At 60.9% G+C, this 22,763-nt stretch carries 18 protein-coding genes and 3 tRNA genes; 7 read left to right on the top strand and 14 right to left on the bottom strand.

From position 1 onward, the window contains the following. Window position 1: 1 nt before the first annotated feature. Window positions 2-592, bottom strand: a complete 591-nt coding sequence (locus HB676_RS24350; protein WP_213741087.1) for an NADH-quinone oxidoreductase subunit B — start codon at window positions 590-592, stop codon at window positions 2-4. Beyond that, complete coding sequence (locus tag HB676_RS24355) at window positions 589-954, bottom strand: NADH-quinone oxidoreductase subunit A (RefSeq protein WP_213741003.1); 366 nt, start codon at window positions 952-954, stop codon at window positions 589-591. Before HB676_RS24355 ends, HB676_RS24350 begins: the two co-directional genes overlap by 4 nt. Before the next feature lie 389 nt (window positions 955-1,343). Between HB676_RS24355 and HB676_RS24360 the strand changes: the two genes are divergently transcribed. Then, complete coding sequence (locus HB676_RS24360; protein WP_213741004.1) at window positions 1,344-1,538, top strand: hypothetical protein; 195 nt, start codon at window positions 1,344-1,346, stop codon at window positions 1,536-1,538. A 217-nt stretch (window positions 1,539-1,755) separates the two neighbouring features. Here HB676_RS24360 and HB676_RS24365 read toward each other — a convergent pair. Continuing rightward, a tRNA-Asp gene (locus tag HB676_RS24365) sits at window positions 1,756-1,832 on the bottom strand. Between the two features lie 226 nt (window positions 1,833-2,058). Here HB676_RS24365 and HB676_RS24370 point away from each other — a divergent pair. Both HB676_RS24370 and pepT read left to right on the top strand, forming a co-directional pair. After that, complete coding sequence (locus HB676_RS24370) at window positions 2,059-2,358, top strand: HU family DNA-binding protein (protein WP_213741005.1); 300 nt, start codon at window positions 2,059-2,061, stop codon at window positions 2,356-2,358. A gap of 115 nt (window positions 2,359-2,473) precedes the next feature. Beyond that, window positions 2,474-3,727 carry a peptidase T gene (gene pepT / locus HB676_RS24375; protein ID WP_213741006.1) on the top strand — a complete coding sequence of 418 codons (1,254 nt, stop codon included), beginning with the start codon at window positions 2,474-2,476 and terminating at the stop codon, window positions 3,725-3,727. 21 nt (window positions 3,728-3,748) lie between these two features. On the opposite strand, the gene HB676_RS24380 is transcribed toward pepT, so the two are convergent. The 7 genes from HB676_RS24380 to HB676_RS24410 form a co-directional block, all read right to left on the bottom strand. Then, a complete protein-coding gene (locus HB676_RS24380) occupies window positions 3,749-4,609 on the bottom strand; it encodes a class I SAM-dependent methyltransferase (RefSeq protein WP_213741007.1) in 861 nt (286 codons plus the stop codon). Between the two features lie 134 nt (window positions 4,610-4,743). Then, a tRNA-Val gene (locus HB676_RS24385) sits at window positions 4,744-4,820 on the bottom strand. Window positions 4,821-4,927: 107 nt separating this feature from the next. Next, complete coding sequence (lon, locus tag HB676_RS24390) at window positions 4,928-7,354, bottom strand: endopeptidase La (RefSeq protein WP_213741008.1); 2,427 nt, start codon at window positions 7,352-7,354, stop codon at window positions 4,928-4,930. Window positions 7,355-7,662: 308 nt separating this feature from the next. Continuing rightward, window positions 7,663-8,937, bottom strand: a complete 1,275-nt coding sequence (gene clpX, locus HB676_RS24395) for an ATP-dependent Clp protease ATP-binding subunit ClpX (RefSeq protein ID WP_027537232.1) — start codon at window positions 8,935-8,937, stop codon at window positions 7,663-7,665. Between the two features lie 437 nt (window positions 8,938-9,374). Next, window positions 9,375-10,007 (bottom strand): ATP-dependent Clp protease proteolytic subunit, encoded by a 633-nt coding sequence (locus HB676_RS24400; protein ID WP_213741009.1) that lies wholly within the window; start codon window positions 10,005-10,007, stop codon window positions 9,375-9,377. Window positions 10,008-10,290: 283 nt separating this feature from the next. Continuing rightward, window positions 10,291-11,649 (bottom strand): trigger factor, encoded by a 1,359-nt coding sequence (gene tig, locus HB676_RS24405; protein WP_213741010.1) that lies wholly within the window; start codon window positions 11,647-11,649, stop codon window positions 10,291-10,293. Window positions 11,650-11,824: 175 nt separating this feature from the next. Further along, window positions 11,825-11,909: transfer RNA gene (locus HB676_RS24410), tRNA-Leu, on the bottom strand. A 187-nt stretch (window positions 11,910-12,096) separates the two neighbouring features. Between HB676_RS24410 and HB676_RS24415 the strand changes: the two genes are divergently transcribed. Next, the gene (locus tag HB676_RS24415; RefSeq protein ID WP_213741011.1) at window positions 12,097-13,431 is read left to right on the top strand and encodes a multicopper oxidase domain-containing protein; all 1,335 of its coding nucleotides are present in this window, start codon (window positions 12,097-12,099) and stop codon (window positions 13,429-13,431) included. A 67-nt stretch (window positions 13,432-13,498) separates the two neighbouring features. On the opposite strand, the gene HB676_RS24420 is transcribed toward HB676_RS24415, so the two are convergent. After that, window positions 13,499-14,998: an NAD(P)H-hydrate dehydratase gene (locus HB676_RS24420; RefSeq protein WP_213741012.1), complete on the bottom strand. Its 1,500-nt coding sequence runs from the start codon at window positions 14,996-14,998 to the stop codon at window positions 13,499-13,501. A 362-nt stretch (window positions 14,999-15,360) separates the two neighbouring features. Between HB676_RS24420 and HB676_RS24425 the strand changes: the two genes are divergently transcribed. Together HB676_RS24425 and glnA are read left to right on the top strand one after the other, a co-directional pair. Next, on the top strand, window positions 15,361-15,699 hold the full coding sequence (locus HB676_RS24425) for a P-II family nitrogen regulator (protein WP_213741013.1): 339 nt from the start codon (window positions 15,361-15,363) through the stop codon (window positions 15,697-15,699). A gap of 145 nt (window positions 15,700-15,844) precedes the next feature. After that, the gene (gene glnA, locus HB676_RS24430; protein WP_213741014.1) at window positions 15,845-17,254 is read left to right on the top strand and encodes a type I glutamate--ammonia ligase; all 1,410 of its coding nucleotides are present in this window, start codon (window positions 15,845-15,847) and stop codon (window positions 17,252-17,254) included. An 82-nt stretch (window positions 17,255-17,336) separates the two neighbouring features. Here glnA and HB676_RS24435 read toward each other — a convergent pair whose 3' ends face one another. Next, a complete protein-coding gene (locus HB676_RS24435) occupies window positions 17,337-18,410 on the bottom strand; it encodes an extracellular solute-binding protein (protein WP_346347417.1) in 1,074 nt (357 codons plus the stop codon). A gap of 177 nt (window positions 18,411-18,587) precedes the next feature. Between HB676_RS24435 and HB676_RS34285 the strand changes: the two genes are divergently transcribed. Next, entirely contained in the window at window positions 18,588-20,417 is a 1,830-nt protein-coding gene (locus HB676_RS34285; RefSeq protein WP_346347418.1) for a 2-dehydropantoate 2-reductase, read from the top strand. A 41-nt stretch (window positions 20,418-20,458) separates the two neighbouring features. Here HB676_RS34285 and HB676_RS24445 read toward each other — a convergent pair whose 3' ends face one another. Further along, window positions 20,459-21,649 (bottom strand): HWE histidine kinase domain-containing protein, encoded by a 1,191-nt coding sequence (locus HB676_RS24445; RefSeq protein ID WP_213741016.1) that lies wholly within the window; start codon window positions 21,647-21,649, stop codon window positions 20,459-20,461. A 250-nt stretch (window positions 21,650-21,899) separates the two neighbouring features. Beyond that, on the bottom strand, window positions 21,900-22,664 hold the full coding sequence (locus HB676_RS24450) for a gamma-glutamyl-gamma-aminobutyrate hydrolase family protein (protein WP_213741017.1): 765 nt from the start codon (window positions 22,662-22,664) through the stop codon (window positions 21,900-21,902). Window positions 22,665-22,763: the final 99 nt, after the last annotated feature.

The following is a 22,763-nucleotide window of genomic DNA, read 5'->3' on the forward strand; positions in this document are numbered from 1 at the left end:
CTTAGCGTTCGATGGTCCCGGTGCGCCGGATCTTCTTCTGCAACAGCAGCACGCCGTACAGGAGAGCTTCCGCTGTGGGCGGACAGCCGGGCACGTAGATGTCGATGGGTACGATGCGATCGCAGCCGCGCACCACGGAATACGAATAGTGATAGTAGCCGCCGCCGTTGGCGCATGATCCCATCGAGATCACATAGCGCGGCTCGGGCATCTGGTCGTAGACTTTGCGCAGCGCCGGCGCCATCTTGTTGGTCAGCGTGCCCGCCACGATCATCACGTCGGACTGGCGCGGGGAAGCCCGCGGCGCAAACCCGAAGCGCTCGACGTCATAGCGCGGCATCGACACCTGCATCATCTCGACCGCGCAGCAGGCCAGGCCGAACGTCATCCACATCAGCGATCCCGTGCGCGCCCAGGTGATGAGATCGTCGGTGGCGGTGACGAAGAAGCCCTTGTCGGACAACTCGTGATTGACCTCAAGGAAGTAAGGGTCATTGGCGCCGACCGGACGGCCGGTCGAGGGGTCGATAATGCCGGTCGCGGCGGGTGCGACCGCCGGTGCGAACCCTGGCGTTGCAGCAGCGGGGCTCAATCCCATTCGAGCGCGCCTTTCTTCCATTCATAGGCAAAGCCGACGGTAAGGACGGCAAGGAAAATCACCATCGACCAGAAGCCGGTCGCGCCGAGCTTGCCGAACGCCACCGCCCAGGGAAACAGGAAGGCGACTTCCAGGTCGAAGATGATGAAGAGGATCGCGACCAGATAGAACCGGACATCGAACTTCATGCGGGCGTCGTCGAATGCGTTGAAACCGCACTCATACGCCGACAGCTTTTCCGGATCAGGCTGCTGGTAGGCGACGATGAAGGGCGCAATCAGCAGCACCACGCCGATCAGGCCGGCAACCCCGATAAACACCACGAGCGGAAGATAATTCTGCAAGATGCCGGTCATCGGCGGGCCTTTTTCACTGCGGTTGGTGTCAACAGCAGATTCGCTAATTGGAATTATTCTTGAGGCTTAGCGCAGCGCAACAGAGCGCGCAAGACAAGCTATCTTGACAGTCGCGGCCGCCCCCAGACGCGACGGGAAAACTCAGAAAGCCCTGTAATACCCGGCAATACTTCGCCTCTCACTTGGCCCATCAAACCGCCTGCCAACCGGACCGAAAAGACCGGGGGGTCCGATAAGCCCGTGGGCAGTACCCGATCGGCCGGCAACGCGCGAAACACTTCAAGACCCCCCACGAAACCATTTTGCGGAACCCGCGAAACCGGGCGGAAACAAACGGGGGGTACACCTTCGGGCAACAAAGCGGCGGGAAAAGACGCCAGGAGGCTTCGATGAACCACTCAATTCATTCAGCGGACCGTGCGACCCACCTGAAGATTGTGGTCGTAGCGCTTGTGGCTGGCATTCTGGTCGCCGGCTTCGGCATCGCCGCCCGTACCAGTTCGGATTACTCCCAGACCGCCCACGTCGTTAAGGCTGGCAAGCCCGTGGCCGTAACCAGTTCGGATGCATCTATCGTTCGCTAGACGGCCCCCAACGTCCTGGCGAAGCGAAGTAAGGCCGCCCCTTCCCCCGGGGGCGGCCTTCTGCTTTGGCGAGCCGTTTTCTGCTGTGGCCAGGCCGGGCTCGGGCAGGCCCGCGCAAGGCCGATGCCCGCGGCCGACAAAGGGCCGGGCCACGGTCAGATCAGCGGGCTAAAATCGGAAAATGCAGCGTTTGCGGATAGTAAGCCATTGAAAACAATGGCGCGAGAGACGGGACTCGAACCCGCGGCCTCCGCCGTGACAGGGCGGCGCTCTAACCAACTGAGCTACTCCCGCGGATGTCGAAACCAGACAGTGATCCGCCTTGGGAATGAGGACTTAAAGGGGCGACCTAGCCAAGTCAAGGTTGTTGCGAATCCCCATACAAGTCAGGCCTTTTCTTGATGTCGATGCAAAAAATGGCCTGTTTTCAGGCAAAACAGCGTAGTCACCTCAGACCCGAATCGTTTAAGGCCTGCTACGTCTACGGTTCTTAAGCCATCAACAACGAGGAGGGCCAAATATGGCGAAGAAAGCAGCGACCCCGGCGACCGTCACGCTCAAGCATCTCGCAGCGGCCATCGCCGAGGAACAAGAGTTGTCCAAGAAGCAGGCGGAAGCGATTCTCGGCGATCTGGTCACCCGGATTACCAAGCACCTGAAGAAGGGCGAGCGCATCCGCATCGTCGGTCTCGGCATCCTGCAGGTGCGCAAGCGCGCCGCCCGCATGGGCCGCAACCCCGCCACCGGCGAAGCGATCCACATCAAGGCCAGCAAGAAGGTTGCCTTCCGCGCGGCCAAGGAGTTGAAGGAAGCCGTCTGACAAGACCGGTTTTCCAACCCTGACTTTGCGTCATCCCGGCGCGGCATACGCGGCTCATCGGGATGACGCCTCAATTACCGCTTTAGCTTTCCTGTCTTAACCCACGGTTTGGATTGTGGCTTCTCTACCTGGATTCACCCACACCGTAACCGAGCGCTTCCTGCGCTACGTGGTCATCGACACCCAGTCGGACCCGGCCTCCCCGACCTGCCCATCCACCGAAAAGCAAAAAGTGCTGGGCGCCTTGCTCGCGGGCGAACTGCAGGCGATGGGGATCGGCGACGCCCATCTCGACGAACTCGGTTACGTCTACGCGACCATTCCGGCGAATACCGACAAGCAGGTCCCGGTGATTTGCTTCTGCTCGCATATGGACACCTCGCCGGATTGCACCGGCGCCAACGTCAAACCTCAGATCGTCGGGAATTATCGTGGCGGCGACATCGTGCTGCCGGCCGACCCCACCCAAATCATCCGCGCCGCCGATCACCCCGCCCTTGGGGACCAGATCGGCAACGACATCATCACCACCGACGGCACGACGCTGCTTGGGGCCGACAACAAGGCGGGTCTCGCCGAAATCATGGATGCCGCGCATTTCCTGATCCATCGTCCCGAGATCAAGCACGGCACCATCAAGATCCTGTTCACGCCCGACGAGGAGATCGGCCGCGGTGTCGACAAGGCCGATCTGAAAAAGCTCGGCGCCGATTTCGCCTATACGATCGACGGCGAAACCGCGGGGAATATCGAGGACGAAACCTTCTCCGCCGACGGCGCCACCATCACCATCGAGGGCGTCAGCACCCATCCCGGCTTTGCCAAGGGCAAGATGGAGCACGCGATCAAGATCGCCGCCGCTATCGTCGACCGCCTGCCCAAAAATACCTGCTCGCCCGAAACCACCGAAGGCAAGGAAGGCTTCCTGCATCCGATCGGTATTTCCGGCGCGATCGAGAAGGCTACACTCAGCTTCATCGTGCGCGATTTCACCGACGCCGGGCTGAAAGAGAAGGAAGTCCTGCTCGAAAATATCGTCAAAGAGGTGATGCAGGACTATCCGCATTCGTCCTACAGGCTGGAAATCAAGCCGCAATACCGCAACATGAAGCAGGTGATCGATCATCACCCCGAAATCATCGACAACGCGATGGAAGCAATCCGCCGCGCCGGCCTCACACCGGTAAAGACGTCGATTCGCGGCGGGACCGACGGCTCGCGGCTGTCCTTCATGGGGCTGCCCTGCCCAAACATCTTTGCGGGCGAGCACGCGTTTCATTCGCGGCTGGAATGGGTCAGCCGGCAGGACATGGAAAAGGCCGTCCAGACCATCGTTCATCTCGCGACGATCTGGGAAGAGCGAGCCTAAAACAGTTGGGCCAGGACTTTCTCACGAAGCGCGCGCGGTCACGATCCAGATCGATGCGGGAAGCGGCACCGTCTCGCCCTTGGCAAAGGCCGCCAGCGCCTCACGGATCGAATCCGTCGCGGCTGCACGAAGCTCCGCCGGCTGGCCTTCCAGCGCTCGGCTGGCGGGACCGATTTCGAGCGCGCCCTGCACCGCTGCATCGAGGCCGCGCCCGTTCGCGACATCGAGCGCCAGATGAAGCGGCTCCATCGCAATCCCGGTGAACCCGGCTTCGCCCAGAATGCGTTGAACACGCGCCTCGGAGGCAAATGAAAATGGCCCGGGATCTTCCGGCCCCTGCTGCGGCAGTTTCGGCACGTGTTTGTAAACCGCCTGCAGCGGCGCCATGAAAAACGGATTGTCGCGTGGCGCCCGCCAGCAGGCGAATGCCAGCCTCCCCGAGGGCCGCAATGCCTTGCGCAGGTTCGCAAACGAGCGCGACGGCTCGGCAAAGAACATCACGCCGAACCGCGAGGCCAGCAAATCGAAGCTTGCGGGATCGAACGGATAGACCGTCGCATCCGCCAGCGCGAAATCGACCGGCAAATCCCCGGGCGCGCTTGCGCGCGCCAGGGCCAACATTGGGCCCGATACATCGATGCCTAACACATGACCTGACGGTCCGACCTCGCGCGCGAACGCGACGCTGGTGGCGCCATTGCCGCAACCGACATCAATGATCCGCTCGCCAGCCTTGGGCCTGGCGCGATCGATCAACGCGTCGGCGATCGGCTTCAGCAGGATATCCTGCGCCTGTTGCCGATCAGCCCACCGCTTGCCGCCCGGGCCGTTCCAATACGCAATCTGGTCGGCGTTTTGCTCGTGGCCTACCGGTGTTTCCATGGACATGGTCGCAGCTTTGATAGGCGTTCGATGTTCAGTATAGGCCGGATTAGTCCGCCTACGTTGCTTCGCGACTTCGGCGCGACAGCCTTCGCCCTGCTGGCTCGCCGAGCCGAAGCCCGCAGGGCGAAGGCTGGTAGGCGGCGAGAGATTCGAACTCCCGACCCTCTCGGTGTAAACGAGATGCTCTAACCAGCTGAGCTAGCCGCCCTCGCCCTCTGTTTAGCGCCACCGCACCGTCAGGCGCAAGCGGGGCCACCCGTCATAAAAAAAGCGGCGTCCCCCCGGGGGAACGCCGCTTTTGTCATATTAGCTCGTTCAGTGGGCCGTCAGGCCACCGCCGGCTTCATCCGTGGCGTCCGGCTTGACCGGCACCTTGGTGTCCTCTTCCCAGACGATCGGCACCGGCGTCCGCACCAGGGCCTTGGAGATCACGTCGTCGAGGCGAGCGACCGGAATGATTTCCATCCCGCCCTTGATCGCATCGGAAATCTCCGTGAGATCCTTGGCGTTGTCCTCGGGGATCAGCACCGTCTTGATGCCGCCGCGCGCGGCCGCCAACAGCTTCTCCTTCAAGCCGCCAATCGGCAGGACGCGTCCCCGCAGCGTGATCTCGCCGGTCATGGCGACATCATGCCGGATCGGGATGCCGGTCATGATCGAGACGATCGCGGTTGCCATCGCCACGCCAGCCGACGGGCCGTCCTTCGGGGTCGCCCCCTCCGGCACGTGGACGTGGATATCGCGCCGATCGAACAATGGCGGCTCGATGCCGAATCCGACGGCGCGCGAGCGGACGTAAGACGCCGCCGCCGAAATCGACTCCTTCATCACGTCGCGCAGATTGCCCGTGACGGTCATCCTGCCCTTGCCGGGCATCATGACGCCTTCGATGGTGAGCAGCTCGCCACCGACATCGGTCCATGCGAGACCCGTGACAATGCCGACCTGATCGTCGCTTTCGATCTCGCCGAAGCGGTACTTCGGCACACCCAGGAACTCTTCCAGAGTCTTCTCGGTGACCTTGACCGACTTCTTCTTGGAGATCATCAGCTCCTTCACCGCCTTGCGGGCGAGTGTCGAAAGCTCACGCTCCAGGTTACGCACGCCCGCTTCGCGGGTGTAGCGCCGGATCATCAAGAGCAACGCGTCGTCGTCGATCGACCATTCCTTCGAATCCAGGCCATGCTTGGAGATCGCGTTCGGGATCAGATGCTTGCGCGCGATCTCGACCTTCTCGTTCTCGGTATAGCCGGCGATCCGGATGATCTCCATGCGGTCCATCAGCGGCCCGGGAATATTGAGCGTATTCGCGGTCGTGATGAACATCACGTTGGAGAGATCGTAATCGACCTCAAGATAGTGGTCGTTGAAGGTCGAGTTCTGCTCGGGGTCGAGGACCTCCAGCAGCGCCGATGACGGATCGCCGCGGAAATCGGCGCCCATCTTGTCGATCTCGTCCAGCAGGAACAGCGGATTCGAGGTCTTCGCCTTGCGCATCGACTGGATGACCTTGCCGGGCATCGAGCCAATATAAGTGCGGCGGTGACCGCGGATCTCGGCCTCGTCGCGCACGCCACCGAGCGACACGCGAACGAATTCGCGTCCCGTCGCTTTCGCGATCGACTTGCCAAGCGAGGTCTTGCCGACGCCGGGGGGGCCGACGAGGCACAGGATCGGTCCGGTCAGCTTGTTGGCGCGTGACTGCACCGCCAGATACTCGACGATGCGGTCCTTGACCTTCTCAAGCCCGTAGTGATCGCTGTCCAGGACTTCCTGGGCCGCAACCAGATCCTTCTTGACCTTGGACTTCTTGTTCCACGGGATCGACAACAGCCAATCCAGATAGTTGCGCACGACGGTGGCTTCCGCGGACATCGGCGACATCTGGCGCAGCTTCTTCAGCTCATGCTGCGCCTTTTCGCGTGCTTCCTTGGACAGCTTGGTCTTGGCAATCTTCTCTTCCAGATCGGCCAACTCGTCGCGACCTTCGTCGTCGCCGAGCTCCTTCTGGATCGCCTTCATCTGCTCGTTGAGATAATATTCGCGCTGGGTCTTCTCCATCTGGCGCTTGACGCGCGAGCGGATCCGCTTCTCGACCTGCAGCACCGAAATCTCGCTCTCCATCAAGCCGAGCACCTTCTCCAGGCGCGCGGTGACCGACAGCGTCTCCAGGATCGCCTGACGATCGGCAATCTTGACGGCCAAATGCGAAGCCACGGTGTCGCCGAGCTTGGCGAAATCCGTGATGGCCTGCACCACGCCGACAACTTCGGCGGAGATCTTCTTGTTGAGCTTCACATAGCTCTCGAAGTCCGACACGACCGAGCGCGACAAAGCTTCGGCCTCGACGGAGGTCGCATCGGTGTCGGCGAGCGCAATCGCGGTGGCTTCATAGTATTCGGCGCGGTTGGAATATTTCTGCACGCGGGCGCGCTCAAGCCCCTCCACCAGCACCTTCACGGTGCCGTCGGGCAATTTGAGCAGCTGCAGCACACTGGCGAGCGTTCCGGTTTCGTAAATCGAATCCGGAGTCGGATCATCATCCGATGCATTCTTCTGCGTCGCGAGCATGATCAAGGCGTCATTCTTCATGACCTCCTCGAGCGCGCGGATCGATTTCTCGCGGCCGACGAACAGCGGCACGATCATGTGCGGGAAAACGACGATGTCGCGCAGCGGCAGCACCGGATAGGAATGGCTTTCGCCGTGAACGATAGATGGCCGGGGTTTTGGGGTCGTCATGGCCTTTTCCTTTTGTTGTGCCCCCTTGCACGCAGTCCGCTATGCGCAACCGCCACAAGGTGCCGAGATGCTCCGGGATCGAATGGCCATACCTGGCCCGCCTTCCCGGATCGTTGTCGAGGCGAATCTCAGATCAGATTTTTCGCCACCGACAGTATTAGGTGGCTATCGACCATGGGGGTGTCAAGTCGCTGAAAAAGGCCCGCCAATCGGGGCTAAACGCGGCGTTCGCTCTGCGCAAACACGGCCGCCGAAAGGCTCGGCAGCCGTCTTGATTTGCCTGCGTTATTCGCCGGCGGCTGATGCGATCAGGCGCTGGCGCTGCTTTCCACGGCGCGGTCGGAACGGTCGGCGTAGATGTAGAGCGGGCGAGCCGTGCCCTCCACCACTTCACGCGAGATCACGACCTCTTCGACCCCTTCCAGACCCGGAAGATCGAACATGGTTTCGAGCAGAATGCTTTCGAGGATCGAGCGCAAGCCCCGCGCGCCGGTCTTGCGTTCGATCGCCTTGCGGGCGACCGCACCAAGCGCTTCGTCGGCGAAGGTCAGCTCGATATTCTCCATTTCGAACAGCCGCTGATACTGCTTCACCAGCGCGTTCTTCGGATCGGTCAGAATCTTCTTCAGCGAAGCTTCGTCGAGATCCTCCAGCGTCGCGACCACCGGCAAGCGGCCGACGAATTCGGGGATCAGGCCGTACTTCAGGAGATCCTCAGGCTCGACGTGACGGAAGATTTCGCCGGTGCGGCGATCTTCCGGCGCCAGCACCTGGGCGGCGAAACCGATCGAGGTCGAACGTCCGCGTGCGGAGATGATCTTCTCGAGGCCCGAGAAGGCGCCGCCGCAGATAAAGAGGATATTGGTGGTGTCAACCTGCAGGAACTCCTGCTGCGGATGCTTGCGGCCGCCCTGCGGAGGAACCGAGGCAACCGTGCCTTCCATGATCTTCAGAAGCGCCTGCTGCACGCCCTCGCCCGACACGTCGCGGGTGATTGACGGATTGTCGGACTTGCGGCTGATCTTGTCGATTTCGTCGATATAGACGATGCCACGCTGCGCGCGCTCGACATTGTAGTCGGCCGACTGCAGCAGCTTCAGGATGATGTTCTCGACGTCTTCGCCGACATAACCGGCTTCGGTCAGGGTCGTCGCATCGGCCATCGTGAATGGCACGTCGAGAATCCGCGCCAGCGTCTGCGCCAGCAGCGTCTTGCCCGAACCGGTCGGTCCGATCAGCAGAATGTTCGACTTCGCCAGTTCGACGTCGTTGTGCTTGGTCTGATGATTGAGCCGCTTGTAGTGATTGTGGACAGCGACCGAGAGCACCTTCTTGGCATGGCTCTGACCGATCACGTAATCGTCCAGGACCTTGCAGATTTCCTTCGGGGTGGGAATTCCGTCGCGCGACTTCACCAGCGAGGATTTGTTCTCCTCGCGAATGATGTCCATGCACAGTTCAACGCATTCGTCGCAGATGAATACGGTGGGGCCCGCGATCAACTTGCGGACTTCGTGCTGGCTCTTGCCGCAGAACGAGCAATACAGCGTGTTCTTGGAGTCGCTGGTTCCGACCTTACTCATTCTTATCTCCGTCCGCCGTTCGATCCCGTACGCTCGATCGCCCTATTCCGGGAATTACCGGCACAGAGTTGTAGATAGAGCAAAATCCGTACCAAAAAAGACCCTACGCTTTAGATGCCAACCGAATCGCAGGTTATTCGAATCTCCCGCGACCATACCCCATTCAGCCTAGCCAACCATGGTCGCACCCGACTATCAAGAATTCGCTAATCAGGCGGTCATGCGATATCTGTGACAATACCGTGATTTGCGCCTTTGACACTGGCCGGGCCCGTCGAAATTGGCCCGGCGTTGCGCGATTACCACGCTGCCGGACCGGCACGAAAGCGGAACTTTCCGCTCTGGCAAGGCAAAAACCGCCGCCAACCGGCCAAAATCACCGCCGCAGCGCTTGTTAAGCCTGTTTGAACCTATCTGGCTTGGGCCTGACTGCAATATCAGGGGGCTTTCGGCGTCGGCTCTTCCGAGCGCTTATCGATAACCTTGTCCACAATTCCGAAGTCACGGGCCATTTCTGCGGTGAGGAACTTGTCGCGTTCCAGCGCGTCCTCGATCGCCTTGTAGGTCTGGCCGGTGTGCTTCACGTAGATTTCGTTAAGACGCTTCTTCAGATTCAGGATTTCCTGGGCGTGCAGCATGATGTCGGTCGCCTGGCCCTGAAAACCGCCGGAGGGCTGGTGCACCATGATGCGCGAATTCGGCAGCGAGAAGCGCATATCCTTGTGGCCCGCAGCCAGCAGCAGCGATCCCATCGAGGCGGCCTGTCCGGTGCACAGCGTCGATACCGGCGGACGAATGAACTGCATCGTGTCGTAGATCGCCAGACCCGACGTCACCACCCCGCCCGGCGAGTTGATGTACATCGAGATTTCCTTCTTCGGATTCTCGGCTTCGAGAAACAGAAGCTGGGCAACGGTCAGCGTCGACATGCCATCTTCGACCGGTCCGGTCACGAAGATGATTCGCTCTTTGAGCAGGCGCGAGAAGATGTCGTAGGCACGCTCGCCGCGGTTGGTCTGTTCGACCACCATCGGCACGAGGTTCATGTAGGTTTCCACCGGATCGCGCATTAGTCACCCAAGGGTTGGTAGAGGGTTAGTAGAGAGGTTGGCGGAGGCGAACATCCATCGGCAAGACAGAAAGGCTTAGGCTTTGCCGGGCGCGGACGAACGTCCCGTGATGCAGGACTTAAAAGAACAGGCTCACAGATATGGGCCAATTCTCCGGTGACAAGACCGGAGCCAATTCGAGCCTGATTCACCGCAGTTGAAGCTGATTCGGACAGCCTCGCATAGCGACGCACCCCGCCGCCACGCGCCTTTCGCCGCTCATCCTTAACGCCGGCTAACCCAATCAGGCCGCGCTCTTCTCCTCGTCGTCCTTGTACAGTTCCTCGCGCGTCACCTTCTTTTCGGTCACGTTGGCGAGTTCGAGGATGAAGTCGACCACCTTGTCTTCATAGATCGGCGCACGAAGCTGGGCGAGCGCATTGGCATTGTTGCGATAGAAGTCCCAGACTTCCTTCTCGCGTCCGGGCATCGAGCGTGCGCGCTCGATCACGGCACGGCTGACTTCATCGTCGGTGACGGTGATCTTGTTCTTCTCGCCGATCTCGGACAGCACGAGACCGAGCCGGACGCGGCGGTCGGCGATCTTGTGATATTCTTCCCTGGCGGCTTCTTCGGTGGTGTTCTCATCGGCGAAGGTCTTGCCGCCGGCTTCCATCTCGGCCTTGATCGAGTTCCACATCTGCTCGAACTCCTCCGTGACCAGCGACGGCGGCGCCTCAAAGCGATGGGTCTCGTCGAGCTTATCCAGCAGCACCCGCTTGACCCGCTGGCGCGTGGCGCCGGCGAATTCAGCCGCCAGCCGCTCGCGGGCGGCTTCCTTCAGCTTGTCGAGCGATTCAAGGCCGAGCGTCTTGGCGAACTCGTCGTTGATGACGGTGTCATGCGCCGCTTCAACCAGGCTCGCCGACGTCTCGAACTCGGCTGCCTTGCCGGCCAGCGTCTCGGCGCCATAATTCTTCGGGAAGTCGACTTTCAGGGTGCGGGTTTCACCGGCCGCGATGCCGATCAACTGGTCTTCGAAGCCAGGAATGAAAGAGTTCGAACCGATGACGACAGGCATGTCTTCACCGGTGCCGCCGTCGAACGGCGTGCCGTCGATCGAGCCCTTGAACGAGATCGTGACCCGATCGCCCGTCTCGGCCTTGGCGCCCTCACCCTTTGGAGCGAAGGTACGGTTCTGGTCGGCGATGCGCTTGACGGCTTCATCGACCTCAGCATCGGTCACTTCGGCTACCGGCTTCTCGACCGTGAAGCCCTTGAAGTCGGCGAGCTGGATCGCGGGCACTACCTCGATCGCTACGGTGTAGGTGAGATCCGACTTTCCGTTGAGGATATCCTCGACGGCTTTTTCCTCGGTCGGCATCGTGACCTTGGGTTCGGTCGCCAGACGGAAGCCGCGCTCGGTGAAGATCTGCGAATTGGTATCGCGGATGGTCTGATCGATGGTCTCGGCCATGACCGAGCGGCCATACACCTTCTTGAGATGGCTCACCGGCACCTTGCCGGGACGGAATCCGTTGATACGAACCTTGCCCTTGAGATCGACCAGACGGGCGTCCGCCTTGGCATCAAGATCCGATGCAGGAACGCTGATCTGGAATTCGTGCTTCAATCCCTCGGCGAGGGTTTCTGTGATCTGCATGGCCTCAATCTTCTTCCCGCTTGGTCCGGCCTGAAAAAGGCCCGGACATTGTCAATCTGGTCGACGCAAGGCTTTGGCAAGCCTGCGCCGGTGGTTCGGCGGACCGGTTTCCATGGGCAGACGCCCTTTTGGAAACAGGCCCTCCAGCAATCCTTATGCAAACGCTATCGGCGCTTGGTGCGGGCGGAGGGACTCGAACCCCCACAACTTTCGTCACTGGAACCTAAATCCAGCGCGTCTACCAGTTCCGCCACGCCCGCTGATAGCATCACGTCCGGCCGCGATGCCGCGAGCGGCGGGCTTATAACATGAGCCCACCGGTCCGCAGCAAAAAAATGGCCGTTTTAAAGCCGGCTCAAAAGCTTGGCTGAAAGCCCGCTCAAAAGCCCTCCTGAGGTAGCCGCGGTAACTGGACATATCCAGCAGAAAATGGTCCGCATCAGTTCTATGGCAGATCAAATTCCCCGGCTGGGCCGGCGCGAGCTGATGGCGGGATTGGGCGCGGTGGCGCTGGGCCCGGCGATGCCGCGACTGGCGGCCGCGCAGGGACGCCCTTCGCTGTCGCTGCTGGCCAAACCCACAGCGCTCGCCTTACGTCCAGGCGAGCCGGATACGCCGATCTGGTCGCTCCAAGACGCAAAAGCGAGCCCCAGCCTGCGCTTCAAGCGTGGCGACACGCTAGACGTCGCGTTTGCCAATGAATTGCCGGTGCCCGCTGTCCTGAATTGGCACGGAATCGAGGGCGCCCCGGCCGCCGAGGCGTTGATCGTCCGAGCGCCATTGGGGCTGAGCGCCCGTGAAAATCTAACGATTCCATTGCGTCACGCGGGCACCCTCTCATGTGACCTTCGGCTGTTGGGCGACGGCCTGACGCGGCCTTCGCGGGCGCTGCCGCTGATTGTGAGCGAAAACGAGCCGATCACCGTCGACCGCGACGAGGTGTTCCTGCTCGAAGACTGGCGTTTGCGCCCGGACGGAAGCGCGATCGCGCCCGGCGTCGACCCCAAAGATACAACGCCGATCTACACCATCAACGGGCTGGCAACGCTGGATATCAAAGCGCGCGCCAATGAGCGCCTGAGGCTTCGCTTCATCAATGGCTTTCAACGGAATGTTATTGCTATAAAAATAGAAAAATATGACGTCCGCATCATGGCCCTCGACGGCCAGCCGAGCGAACCGTTTCTGGCCCGCGACGGCACGCTGATCCTGGCGCCGGGAACCCGGGTCGATGCCTTCCTCGATGCCACAGCGCCGGGTTCGACATCGTCCATTCTTCTGCATGACGGCAAAGCGCCCCGTCCGATCGCCCGGCTGGTCGTCTCAAACGAGCCGCCGGTCCGGAATGCGCCATTGCCGGCGGCGCCGCCGCTGCCGTCCAACGGGCTTCCGGCGCATCTCGACCTCAAGAGCGCCTTGCGGGTCGATGTGACGCTCGGCGCACGGACGCTCAGCGGACAGCAGACCGATTGGGTAGCGCCTATAAGCTTCGCCGGCACCGCTGCCCCCGCCTTTCGCGCCAAGACCGGCCGTACGGTGGTACTGGCCCTGGCCAATCGCGCCGATATCCCCGCCGTGTTCCACCTTCATGGCCATCATTTCAGGCTGCTGGACCGGCTCGACGACGGCTGGAAGCCGTTCTGGCTGGATACGCTCCTGATCGAAGCCGGACAGACCCAGCGCATCGCCTTTGCGGCTGAGAATGCCGGACGGTGGCTGATGGAGTCGGTTGCGACCGACTGGGCAGCGCCCCGGCTGGTGCGCTGGTACAGCGTCGAGTGAACCATAGCGTTTTCAAGCGAAGTGGATACCGGTTCGCGTGAAGAAAACGCGTCAAAACAAAGATCGATCAATAATCGATCTCGAACTCGTCATAGAGATGACGGAACACCGCGGGCAAAACCTCGGGCAGGTCTTCCGCAATCAAGCCCGGCCCCGCCTCGCGCGCGGCCTCGCCATGCATCCAAACCCCGAGACAGGCAGCCTCGAACGCCGGGACGCCCTGCGCCAGCATCCCCGATATCATGCCCGCCAGCACATCGCCGGCACCGGCGGTGGCAAGCCAGGGCGGCGCGTTGCTGGCAATGGCAGCGCGCCCGTCCGGTGACGCCACCACGGTATCCGGTCCCTTGAGCAGCACGGCGGCACCAGAGCGTCCGGCGGCCGCCCGCACCCGCTCAAGTTTCGAACGAAGCGGATTCTTGTTGCTGATGTCGCTGAACAGCCGTGGAAATTCGCCTTCATGCGGCGTCAGAACAACCTGCGAATCCGGTGATGCCTTAATCGCCTCGAACAGATGATCCGGCGCCTCGGCAAAACTGGTCAGTGCGTCTGCGTCCAGCACCAAACCTCGTTTGGCAGACAAGGCCGTCAGGACAAAATCGCGGGTTCGCTGGTTAACACCCGCGCCCGGGCCGATGACGCAGATGTTGAAGCGCTTGTCGGCCAAAAGTTCGGCGAATTCGATCGCCGTATCCGTGGAGCGAACCATGACGGCCGACAACGCTGCGGCGTTGACGGCCAGCGCGTTCCGGGGTGACGCGAGCGTGACCAGCCCCGCCCCTGCCCGCAGCGCTCCGCGCGCCGACAGCCGGGCCGCCCCGGTCGAAGCCATGTTGCCGGAGGCAACGACGACATGACCGCGGCTGTATTTATGGCCGTCGATCCGCGGCACTGGGAAAGATCGGCGCCAAAACGCGGGAATGTTTTCGAACGTCTGCGGCTTAATTTCAGTGAGCACATTCGCATCGATGCCGATGTCGGCCACGCGAACGCGGCCGCATTGGATTCGGCCCGGCAACAGGAGGTGCGCCGGTTTGCGCCGGAAGAACGTGACCGTCTCGGTCGCTTTGACGGCAACGCCCATCACAGCACCGCTGGTGCCATTGACGCCGCTCGGCAGGTCGACGCTGAGGATCGGAGCGCCATTGGCATTGATCGCTTCGATCATCTGCTCCGGCTCCCCCTTCACGTTTCGATTGAGACCGGCGCCGAACAGCGCATCGATGATCAGGGCCGGCCGGCCGATCGCTTGCGGATTGAACGGCAGAACGGGGTATTTCCAGCCCCGTGCCGCCGAGGCCGCGTCGCCCGCCAGAATGTCGCGCTCGCATATCAGGATGACGGAGACCTCACGTCCCCGCGCCGCCAGTTCGGCCGCCGCCACAAAGCCATCGCCACCATTATTGCCGCGGCCGGCGACCACGATGATCGGGCCTTCCTCCACGAGGTCCATCGCGACCTGGGCAATGGCCTGGCCTGCGCTCATCATCAATGCGAAGCCCGGCGTACCGGCCGCGATGGCGAGCCGGTCGGCATGCTCCATCTCGGCGGTCGTTAGGATTTCCATGCCAATTCCCCTGACAGAAGCGCCTTTTCCTGAGGCAGTTCTTGCGTTGTAAACCGTTCAATCCCGCCGATTGCATGCCGATTGATCTAGTTGCCTATTTCGTAGGCTGGAGTATGGTGACTGCTTCGATCTACTCCCTTATGAACGCCTGTTAAAAGCCTGATAACATTTCGAAATCAGGCGTTTTAATAACTTGGCATAGACCCTGCTTTTGAGGAAGCCCGGCTCTGGATCATCGTGCTGACCGGTAACCGATAGATGTGTGCATGGCCGCGCGCCGGGGAAAATGATCTGATATCTGCGCACTCTGCGCAGTGTAGAACAACCTGAAGTCTGAAATTAAAGTGCCCGGGAGGCGTTTCGTGAAAAAGATCGAAGCCATCATCAAGCCATTCAAGCTCGACGAGGTTAAGGAAGCGCTCCAGGAAGTGGGATTGCAGGGCATTACCGTCACCGAGGCCAAGGGTTTCGGACGCCAGAAGGGCCACGCCGAACTCTACCGCGGCGCCGAATACATCGTGGACTTCCTGCCCAAGGTGAAAATCGAAATCGTGATTTCGGACGAACTGGTCGATCGGGCGATCGATGCGATCAGGCGGGCAGCCCAGACCGGTCGCATCGGCGACGGAAAGATCTTCGTTTCCAATATCGAAGAGGCCATCCGCATCCGAACCGGGGAATCCGGGCTCGACGCGATCTGACAGGAGTTCGCCTGACCGGACCCTGCCGGCTTTCCGGTGCCCATTCTCTGATATTGTATTGGTCATCCCCCAATTGTATTGACGGTTGCCCACGGTCGCCGGCCGCGGCCGGCTCACTGCAACCAAAAAATCCTAAGGGGGATTCATGAAGACCGCCAAAGACGTCCTGAAGTCGATCAAGGACAACGACGTGAAATACGTCGATCTGCGTTTTACCGACCCGCGCGGCAAGTGGCAGCATGTAACCTTCGACATCAGCATGATCGATGAGGACATCTTCGCCGAGGGCACGATGTTCGACGGCTCCTCGATCGCCGGCTGGAAGGCGATCAACGAATCCGACATGTGCCTGATGCCCGATCCCGTCACCGCGACGATCGACCCGTTCTTTGCCGAAACCACCATGGTCATCACCTGCGACGTGCTGGAGCCGACCACGGGCGAGCCCTACAACCGCGACCCTCGCGGCATGGCCAAGAAGGCCGAAGCCATGGTCAAGTCGATGGGCATCGGCGACACGATTTTCGTCGGGCCGGAAGCCGAATTCTTCGTATTCGACGACGTCCGCTACCAGACCACCCCCTACAACACCGGCTTCAAGCTGGACTCGTCGGAACTGCCGATCAATTCCGACACCGAATATGAGGGCGGCAACCTCGGCCACCGCATCCGCACCAAGGCCGGCTACTTTCCCGTCCCGCCGCAAGACTCAGTGCAGGACATGCGCTCGGAAATGCTCGGCGCGATGGCCAAGATGGGCGTCAAGGTCGAGAAGCATCACCACGAAGTGGCATCCGCGCAGCACGAACTCGGTATGAAGTTCGACACGTTGACCCTGATGGCCGACCAGATGCAGATCTACAAATACTGCATCCATCAGGTCGCGCACATCTACGGCAAGACCGCCACCTTCATGCCGAAGCCGGTCTATGGCGACAACGGCTCGGGCATGCATGTCCACCAGTCGATCTGGAAGGACGGCAAGCCGGTATTCGCCGGCAACAAATACGCCGACCTCTCGGAGACCTGCCTGTCCTACATCGCCGGCATCATCAAGCATGCCAAGGCGATCAATGCCTTCACCAATCCCTCGACCAATTCCTACAAGCGCCTGGTGCCGGGTTACGAAGCCCCGGTGCTGCTCGCCTACTCCGCGCGTAACCGCTCGGCGTCGTGCCGCATCCCCTACACTGCAAATCCGAAGGCCAAGCGCGTCGAGGTACGTTTCCCCGATCCGATGGCCAATCCGTATCTCGGCTTTGCCGCGATGCTGATGGCGGGTCTCGATGGCGTGAAGAACAAGCTCGATCCGGGACCGGCGATGGACAAGGATCTCTACGATCTGCCGAAGGAAGAGCTGAAGGCGATCCCGACGGTATGCGGCTCGCTGCGCGAGGCGCTGGAGAATCTCGACAAGGATCGCGGCTTCCTCAAGAACGGCGGCGTGTTCGACGACGACTTCATCGACGCTTACATCGAACTGAAGATGACCGAAGTGGCGCGCTTCGAAATGACGCCGCATCCGGTCGAATTCGAAATGTACTATTCGCTGTAATGAATCGGCGGCATTGTCGCCGGCATCAAAGCAAAAGGCGCTCCCGTGGGAGCGCCTTTTTTATTGTCCCGAGCCCCGGCGATCAGACCTTGAAGACCTTGGAATAGCGCGCCTTGATCTCTTCGCTCTGAGCCTGCACCAAAGCCGGATCGGCCTTGAGCAATTTCAACGCCGACAGCGGCGTGTGACCGGGCTTCTCCTTGACCTGCGCATGGAACGAACGAAGCGCATAGTCGTCGACCAGCATTTGCTGGGTCTCCGCGCTCAAGAAGAAGCTCTGAAACAGCCGCGCCGCATTCGGATTGGGAGCCTTTTCGAACACCCCGGTCGGGACAATGATCAGCGGTGAGCCTTCGGTCGGATAGACCACCTCGACCGGTTTGCCCTGGTCCTTGAGCAGCACCAGATTGTAGTCATTGCCATCGGCCATGACGGCGCGCTCGCCCAGCTGTATTTTCTTCGGCGGGTCGGCCGCCGATTGCACCTGCATCACTTTTTGCTGGGCCAGTTTCTCAAGATACGGCCAGCCCAGATCGCGTTCGCGCGAGAGCACGAAGGTCGCGGTCAGGATCGCGCCGCTGTAGCCGGGATGGCCCTTGACGAGCTTGCCCTGCCACTTCGGATCGAGCAGATCGGCATAGCTCCTCGGCGCGTCCTCCGGTTTGACCAGGTTGGTGTTGTAACCGATGGCTTCGGTCCAGGCGCAGGACGTGGCGTACATGCCATCGGGATCGAACTGATCGGCCGGAAAATACTTGGCGACCTCCTCCGGCAGGTATGCCGCGAGCCAGCCGCTCTTTTTCCAATCAAGATAGTGTGAGGGATCGGTGCTGTTGGCGACGTCGACCGCGTTGATGCCGCTGCCCTGCTCCTGGGCGATCCGCTGGTAAATCCGCTCCGCCCCGGAGCGTTCGACCCGCACGGCGATCCCGGGATATTTGGCTTCGAACATCTTGCCGAGGCGTTCGCCGACATTGAGCTCAAGCGCACAGTAATATGACAGCTTGCCTTCCTTGCGCGCCGCCTCGATCAGCGCCGGCGTGACGGCCGTCGGCGGTATCGTCGCGGCTCTCAGCGGTTGCGCGAACAGCGCGCCCGCCATTGATGCCGTCGATACCTTCAGCAGTTCCCGCCTTGACCATTTTCGGTCCCGCACGGCGTCCTCCCTGTAATTTGTACGGCCGTTGATCGGCCGCTTGCGAGAACTGTCTATAGCGGACATTGGCCGCTTCCCCAATGATGCAGTGCATGATTGGCTGCCAACGCCACCGGTACTACAGTGATGAAAGAGCGGCGCGACACAATGACGCCGCCACCAGGGGAGAGATCGCAGATGGCAAAGTGGATCCGTTTTGAGCAGGATGGAAAGACCGGCTTCGGCACGCTGGAAGACGACACCATCCTGGTTCATACCGGCGATATGTTCGCCGGCGCCAAGCCGAACGGCGAGAAGCTGAAATTTTCTGACGTTCAGCTTCTGACCCCCTGCGATCCTTCGAAGATGGTCTGCCTGTGGAATAACTTCCATCAACTCGCGGCCAAGAACGATTTCAAGCAGCCGAAGGAGCCGCTGTGGTTCTTGAAGGCGCCGAATTCCTACCACCCCGCCAACCGCCCGATCGAACGCCCGGCGACCTATGCCGGAAAGATCATCTATGAAGGCGAACTCGGCGTCGTCATCGGCAAGAAATGTTTCAACATCTCCGAGGAAGAGGCCGGCGATTATATCTTCGGCTACACCTGCGTAAACGATGTCACCGCCGTCGATCTCTTGCGCAAAGACAAATCCTTCGAACAATGGGCGCGCTCAAAAAGCTTCGACACCTTCGGCGTATTTGGTCCTGCCATTGCGACCGGTCTCGATCCCATGAAGCTGTCGATCAAGACCATCCTCAATGGCAAGGAGCGCCAGAACTATCCCGTCGCCGACATGTTCTTCCCGCCGCACAAGCTCGTCGCCGCCATTTCCAAGGACGTAACACTGATGCCGGGCGACATCGTCGCCTGCGGCACCTCGCTCGGCGCCGGCACGATGGGCGATGCGCATAACGTCGTCGATATCGTGATCGATGGCGTCGGCAGCCTCAGCAATGTGTTCGACCAGGTGCTTCCAAGCCCCTATCTGCTGGGCGCACCGCCCAAGCAGAAGAAGATCTGCGTGGTTGGCGCCGGCGCCATCGGAGGCCTGCTGGCGGCCAAGTTTGCGCTCGCCGGCGAGGACGTGACTGTCATCGACCAGGGCGCGCATCTCGCCGCGATCCAGAAGAACGGCCTCAAGCTGGAATGGCATGACGGCAAGGTCCAGACCGCCAAGATGAAAGCCGTCAACAAGCCGGCCGAAGCCGGCAAGCAGGACATCGTGGTACTGGCCGTGAAGGCGCATTTCCTCGATCAGGTGGTGCGCGATATCGACGCGCTGCTCGGTCCCGAAACCGTCGTGCTGACGGTGCAGAACGGCCTGCCCTGGTGGTATTTCCAGAAACTCGGCGGCCAGTACGACAATCACAAACTGGAAAGCCTCGATCCTTCGGGCGTGCTGACCAAGAATATCGACCCGAGTCGCCTGATCGGCTGCGTGGTCTATCCCGCCGCGGCGGCGACCGCGCCCGGCGTCATCCACCACGTCGAGGGCGACCGTTTCCCGATCGGCGAACTCGACGGCAAGGAGACGCCGCGCGTCAGGGAGCTGCACGACGTCTTCATCAAGGCCGGGCTGAAATCGATGGTGCTGCCGGATATCCGCTCGGAGATCTGGCTGAAGGCCTGGGGCAATCTCTCCTTCAACCCGATCTCGGCGCTGACTCATGCCACGCTCGTGGATATCTGCCAGTTCGCCGAGACCCGCGAGCTGGCCGCGACCATGATGAAGGAAGCGCAGGACATCGCTCAGAAGCTCGGCGTCACCTTCCGCGTCACGATTGAAAAGCGCATCGCCGGCGCGGAAGCCGTCGGCGCGCACAAGACCTCGATGCTGCAGGACGTGGAGGCCGGCCGCTCGCTCGAAACCGAGGCCTTGATCGGCTCCATCCTGGAAATGGCGAGGCTGACAAACACCGCGGCCCCCGCCATCGAGTCCGTCTATGCGCTGGTGAAACTGCTCAACCGGGTGATGCTGCTGGAAGGCGGCGGCGTGAAGGTGGAGAAAGTGAGCAAGGCGGCTTAAACCATCTCAGACAAAGCATTCGCCGCGCCGGTGTGATCCAGTCATGCCGGCGCGACCAGCGAAGCCATTGGCACGTCCAATACATAGACGAACCCCGTAGCGTCGTAGGCCATTTTAACCGACCCCTTCAATTGCTGTCCCAATGTCCCGATCAGGCGGGTGCCAAAGCTTTGACGGGATGGCGCATGGACAACAGGGCCATTTTTCTCGGACCATGTCAGATGCAGCCGCTGCTCTTTTTCATCGATCTTCCAAACGATCTCGATGCGGCCGGCCGGCTCTGACAATGCACCGAACTTCGTGGTGTTGGTACAGAGTTCGTTGAGGGTCATCGCGAGCGCGATCACAGCACCTGACGTTATCCTGATGTCGGGGCCCTGTATCGAAATTCTGCCGGAGCCGATGGTGACATAGGGTTCGGTTGCGCCACGGATAGTCTGTTCCAGGCTGGCGTTGGCCCATCTGGCCTGAAGCAGGAGATCATGCGCCCGCCCCAGCGCCACCAGCCGGCCTTCGATGGCCTGTTGACCGTGCTCGATGCTTGTCGCGGTCCGCAGACTCTGGGATGCGATCGCACTGACCGTGGCGAGCGTATTCTTGATACGGTGATGCAACTCTTCAAGAATGAGCTTCTGCAGCTTGTCGGCCGCTTCACGCTCTTTGGCATCAATGCCCGCCTGCGCCAACAACACCTTGGCATCGATCCCGGCCTGCTCCAGCAGCAGGCGAAGACTGTCATTTTCCGCGGTCAATTCCTGCGTTGAACCTGATGACTCCGATCGGATCGTTTTGCCACCCGCTTCCGGATGCGGCGCCGCCGCGATCAGTGCGTCGACGTCTTTCGTGATTTCCAGGGTGCCGGTACCGATCATGTCCTGCAATTCGGCAGTCATTTGCTTCACGTCGAGCGGTTTTCCGAAGAAGCGGCTGTCCACCGGCTTGTCGTCGTCGGTCAATTTCAACTGGCCTGACACCAGAATGATCTTGATCGATGGCCAACGCTCGTGAACGGCGTGAGCGAGCTTGAGGCCGTCCATGCTTCCCGGCATCTGAATGTCCGTAAACAAGAGTTCGATATCGGAGCGGGATTCGAGAATCGCCAGCGCATCGTCGGCATTGACGGCCTCGACGGACGAAAACCCTGCATCTTCGACCATATCCACCGCCCGCATGCGCAACATCATCTCGTCCTCGACGATCAGAACGGTAGGAAGAACGGCACCTGCAGTCATGATTATCCGGCACTTTCATCTGGAGCCGTTGGGATTAGCTCGTGCCAGTTGCTCACTTATGGCTTCGAACGGTTCAGCCAATTGTCCGCGTATGAGCGATTCAGGAGTGTGGTGAGAAAACGATCCCGAAAGGTTCGGGTCTAGCCACCAACAATCTCGGAGACCCGGGGGTTCCCTAGCTTCAATTTAAATTTGAAGTGGTGTTTCCCAAGGATCGGAATCCAGCATTACGCCGATTCGTGCCCTATCCCTAGCGCCTGTTTGCCAGCAGCGCCTCTCCGAACGCTTGAAACAGAGCGCGGTTGATCGGATTGCGCTGCGGGTCATATTCAGCGTGCCACTGCACGCCAAGCGCAAACCCCGGCGCGTCGGCGATCCGGATCGCCTCAATCGTGCCGTCCTCCGCAATGCCCTCGATCACGACCCGCTTGCCCGGCTCGAGGATGCCCTGGCCGTGCAGCGAATTGACCCGGATCGTCTCGCACCCGAGCAACCGCGCAAAGGCACCGCCGGGCACCAGACTGACATCATGACGATCGGCGAAGACCACTGTGGGATCGGGATGGATTTCGCCGTTTTCCAGCCGCGGCATGCGGTGGTTCATCCGCCCGGGTAATTCACGGATCTCGGGATGCAGCGAGCCTCCGAAGGCGACGTTCATCTCCTGCAAGCCACGGCAAATCCCGAACAGGGGAACGCCACGCGCGACGCACGCCTCCGATAGCGCCAGCGCCACGTCGTCACGGTGCAGATCGTAGGGTTCGTGTTTGGGATGGGGCTCGGTATGAAAATGCGTCGGGTGAACATTGGCCCGGGCCCCTGTCAGCACGATGCCATCGACCGCGTCCAGCAGGGCGCCGATGTCGGTGATCTCGGGTGACGCCGCAAACATCAGCGGCAGCGCGCCCGCGACGTCGGCCACCGCGCGAAGATTTCGTTCACCGACCATCTGCGTCGCGAATCTGTTTTCGATGCGATGGGCTCCCCCGATCACACCGACTACCGGCCTCCTCATTGCATCGTTTCCCGTCCTGCGCTCCTAGTTCAAGGCGGATCATGCATCGCGTCCGGCCAGGGATCAACACGTTACGCCCGCTCCTTCCACTGCGCAGAC

It is taken from the genome of Bradyrhizobium sp. dw_411 (assembly GCF_018449695.1).
GTDB lineage: Bacteria > Pseudomonadota > Alphaproteobacteria > Rhizobiales > Xanthobacteraceae > Bradyrhizobium.

What these genes read in the sequence shown, in the direction of transcription:
- HB676_RS24355 (WP_213741003.1), bottom strand. Translation starts at nt 954, where the DNA reads ATGACCGGCATCTTGCAGAATTATCTTCCGCTCGTGGTGTTTATCGGG.
- HB676_RS24360 (WP_213741004.1), top strand. Translation starts at nt 1,344, where the DNA reads ATGAACCACTCAATTCATTCAGCGGACCGTGCGACCCACCTGAAGATT.
- HB676_RS24370 (WP_213741005.1), top strand. Translation starts at nt 2,059, where the DNA reads ATGGCGAAGAAAGCAGCGACCCCGGCGACCGTCACGCTCAAGCATCTC.
- HB676_RS24380 (WP_213741007.1), bottom strand. Translation starts at nt 4,609, where the DNA reads ATGGAAACACCGGTAGGCCACGAGCAAAACGCCGACCAGATTGCGTAT.
- lon (WP_213741008.1), bottom strand. Translation starts at nt 7,354, where the DNA reads ATGACGACCCCAAAACCCCGGCCATCTATCGTTCACGGCGAAAGCCAT.
- clpX (WP_027537232.1), bottom strand. Translation starts at nt 8,937, where the DNA reads ATGAGTAAGGTCGGAACCAGCGACTCCAAGAACACGCTGTATTGCTCG.
- HB676_RS24400 (WP_213741009.1), bottom strand. Translation starts at nt 10,007, where the DNA reads ATGCGCGATCCGGTGGAAACCTACATGAACCTCGTGCCGATGGTGGTC.
- tig (WP_213741010.1), bottom strand. Translation starts at nt 11,649, where the DNA reads ATGCAGATCACAGAAACCCTCGCCGAGGGATTGAAGCACGAATTCCAG.
- HB676_RS24415 (WP_213741011.1), top strand. Translation starts at nt 12,097, where the DNA reads ATGGCAGATCAAATTCCCCGGCTGGGCCGGCGCGAGCTGATGGCGGGA.
- HB676_RS24420 (WP_213741012.1), bottom strand. Translation starts at nt 14,998, where the DNA reads ATGGAAATCCTAACGACCGCCGAGATGGAGCATGCCGACCGGCTCGCC.
- glnA (WP_213741014.1), top strand. Translation starts at nt 15,845, where the DNA reads ATGAAGACCGCCAAAGACGTCCTGAAGTCGATCAAGGACAACGACGTG.
- HB676_RS34285 (WP_346347418.1), top strand. Translation starts at nt 18,588, where the DNA reads ATGGCAAAGTGGATCCGTTTTGAGCAGGATGGAAAGACCGGCTTCGGC.
- HB676_RS24445 (WP_213741016.1), bottom strand. Translation starts at nt 21,649, where the DNA reads ATGACTGCAGGTGCCGTTCTTCCTACCGTTCTGATCGTCGAGGACGAG.
- HB676_RS24450 (WP_213741017.1), bottom strand. Translation starts at nt 22,664, where the DNA reads ATGAGGAGGCCGGTAGTCGGTGTGATCGGGGGAGCCCATCGCATCGAA.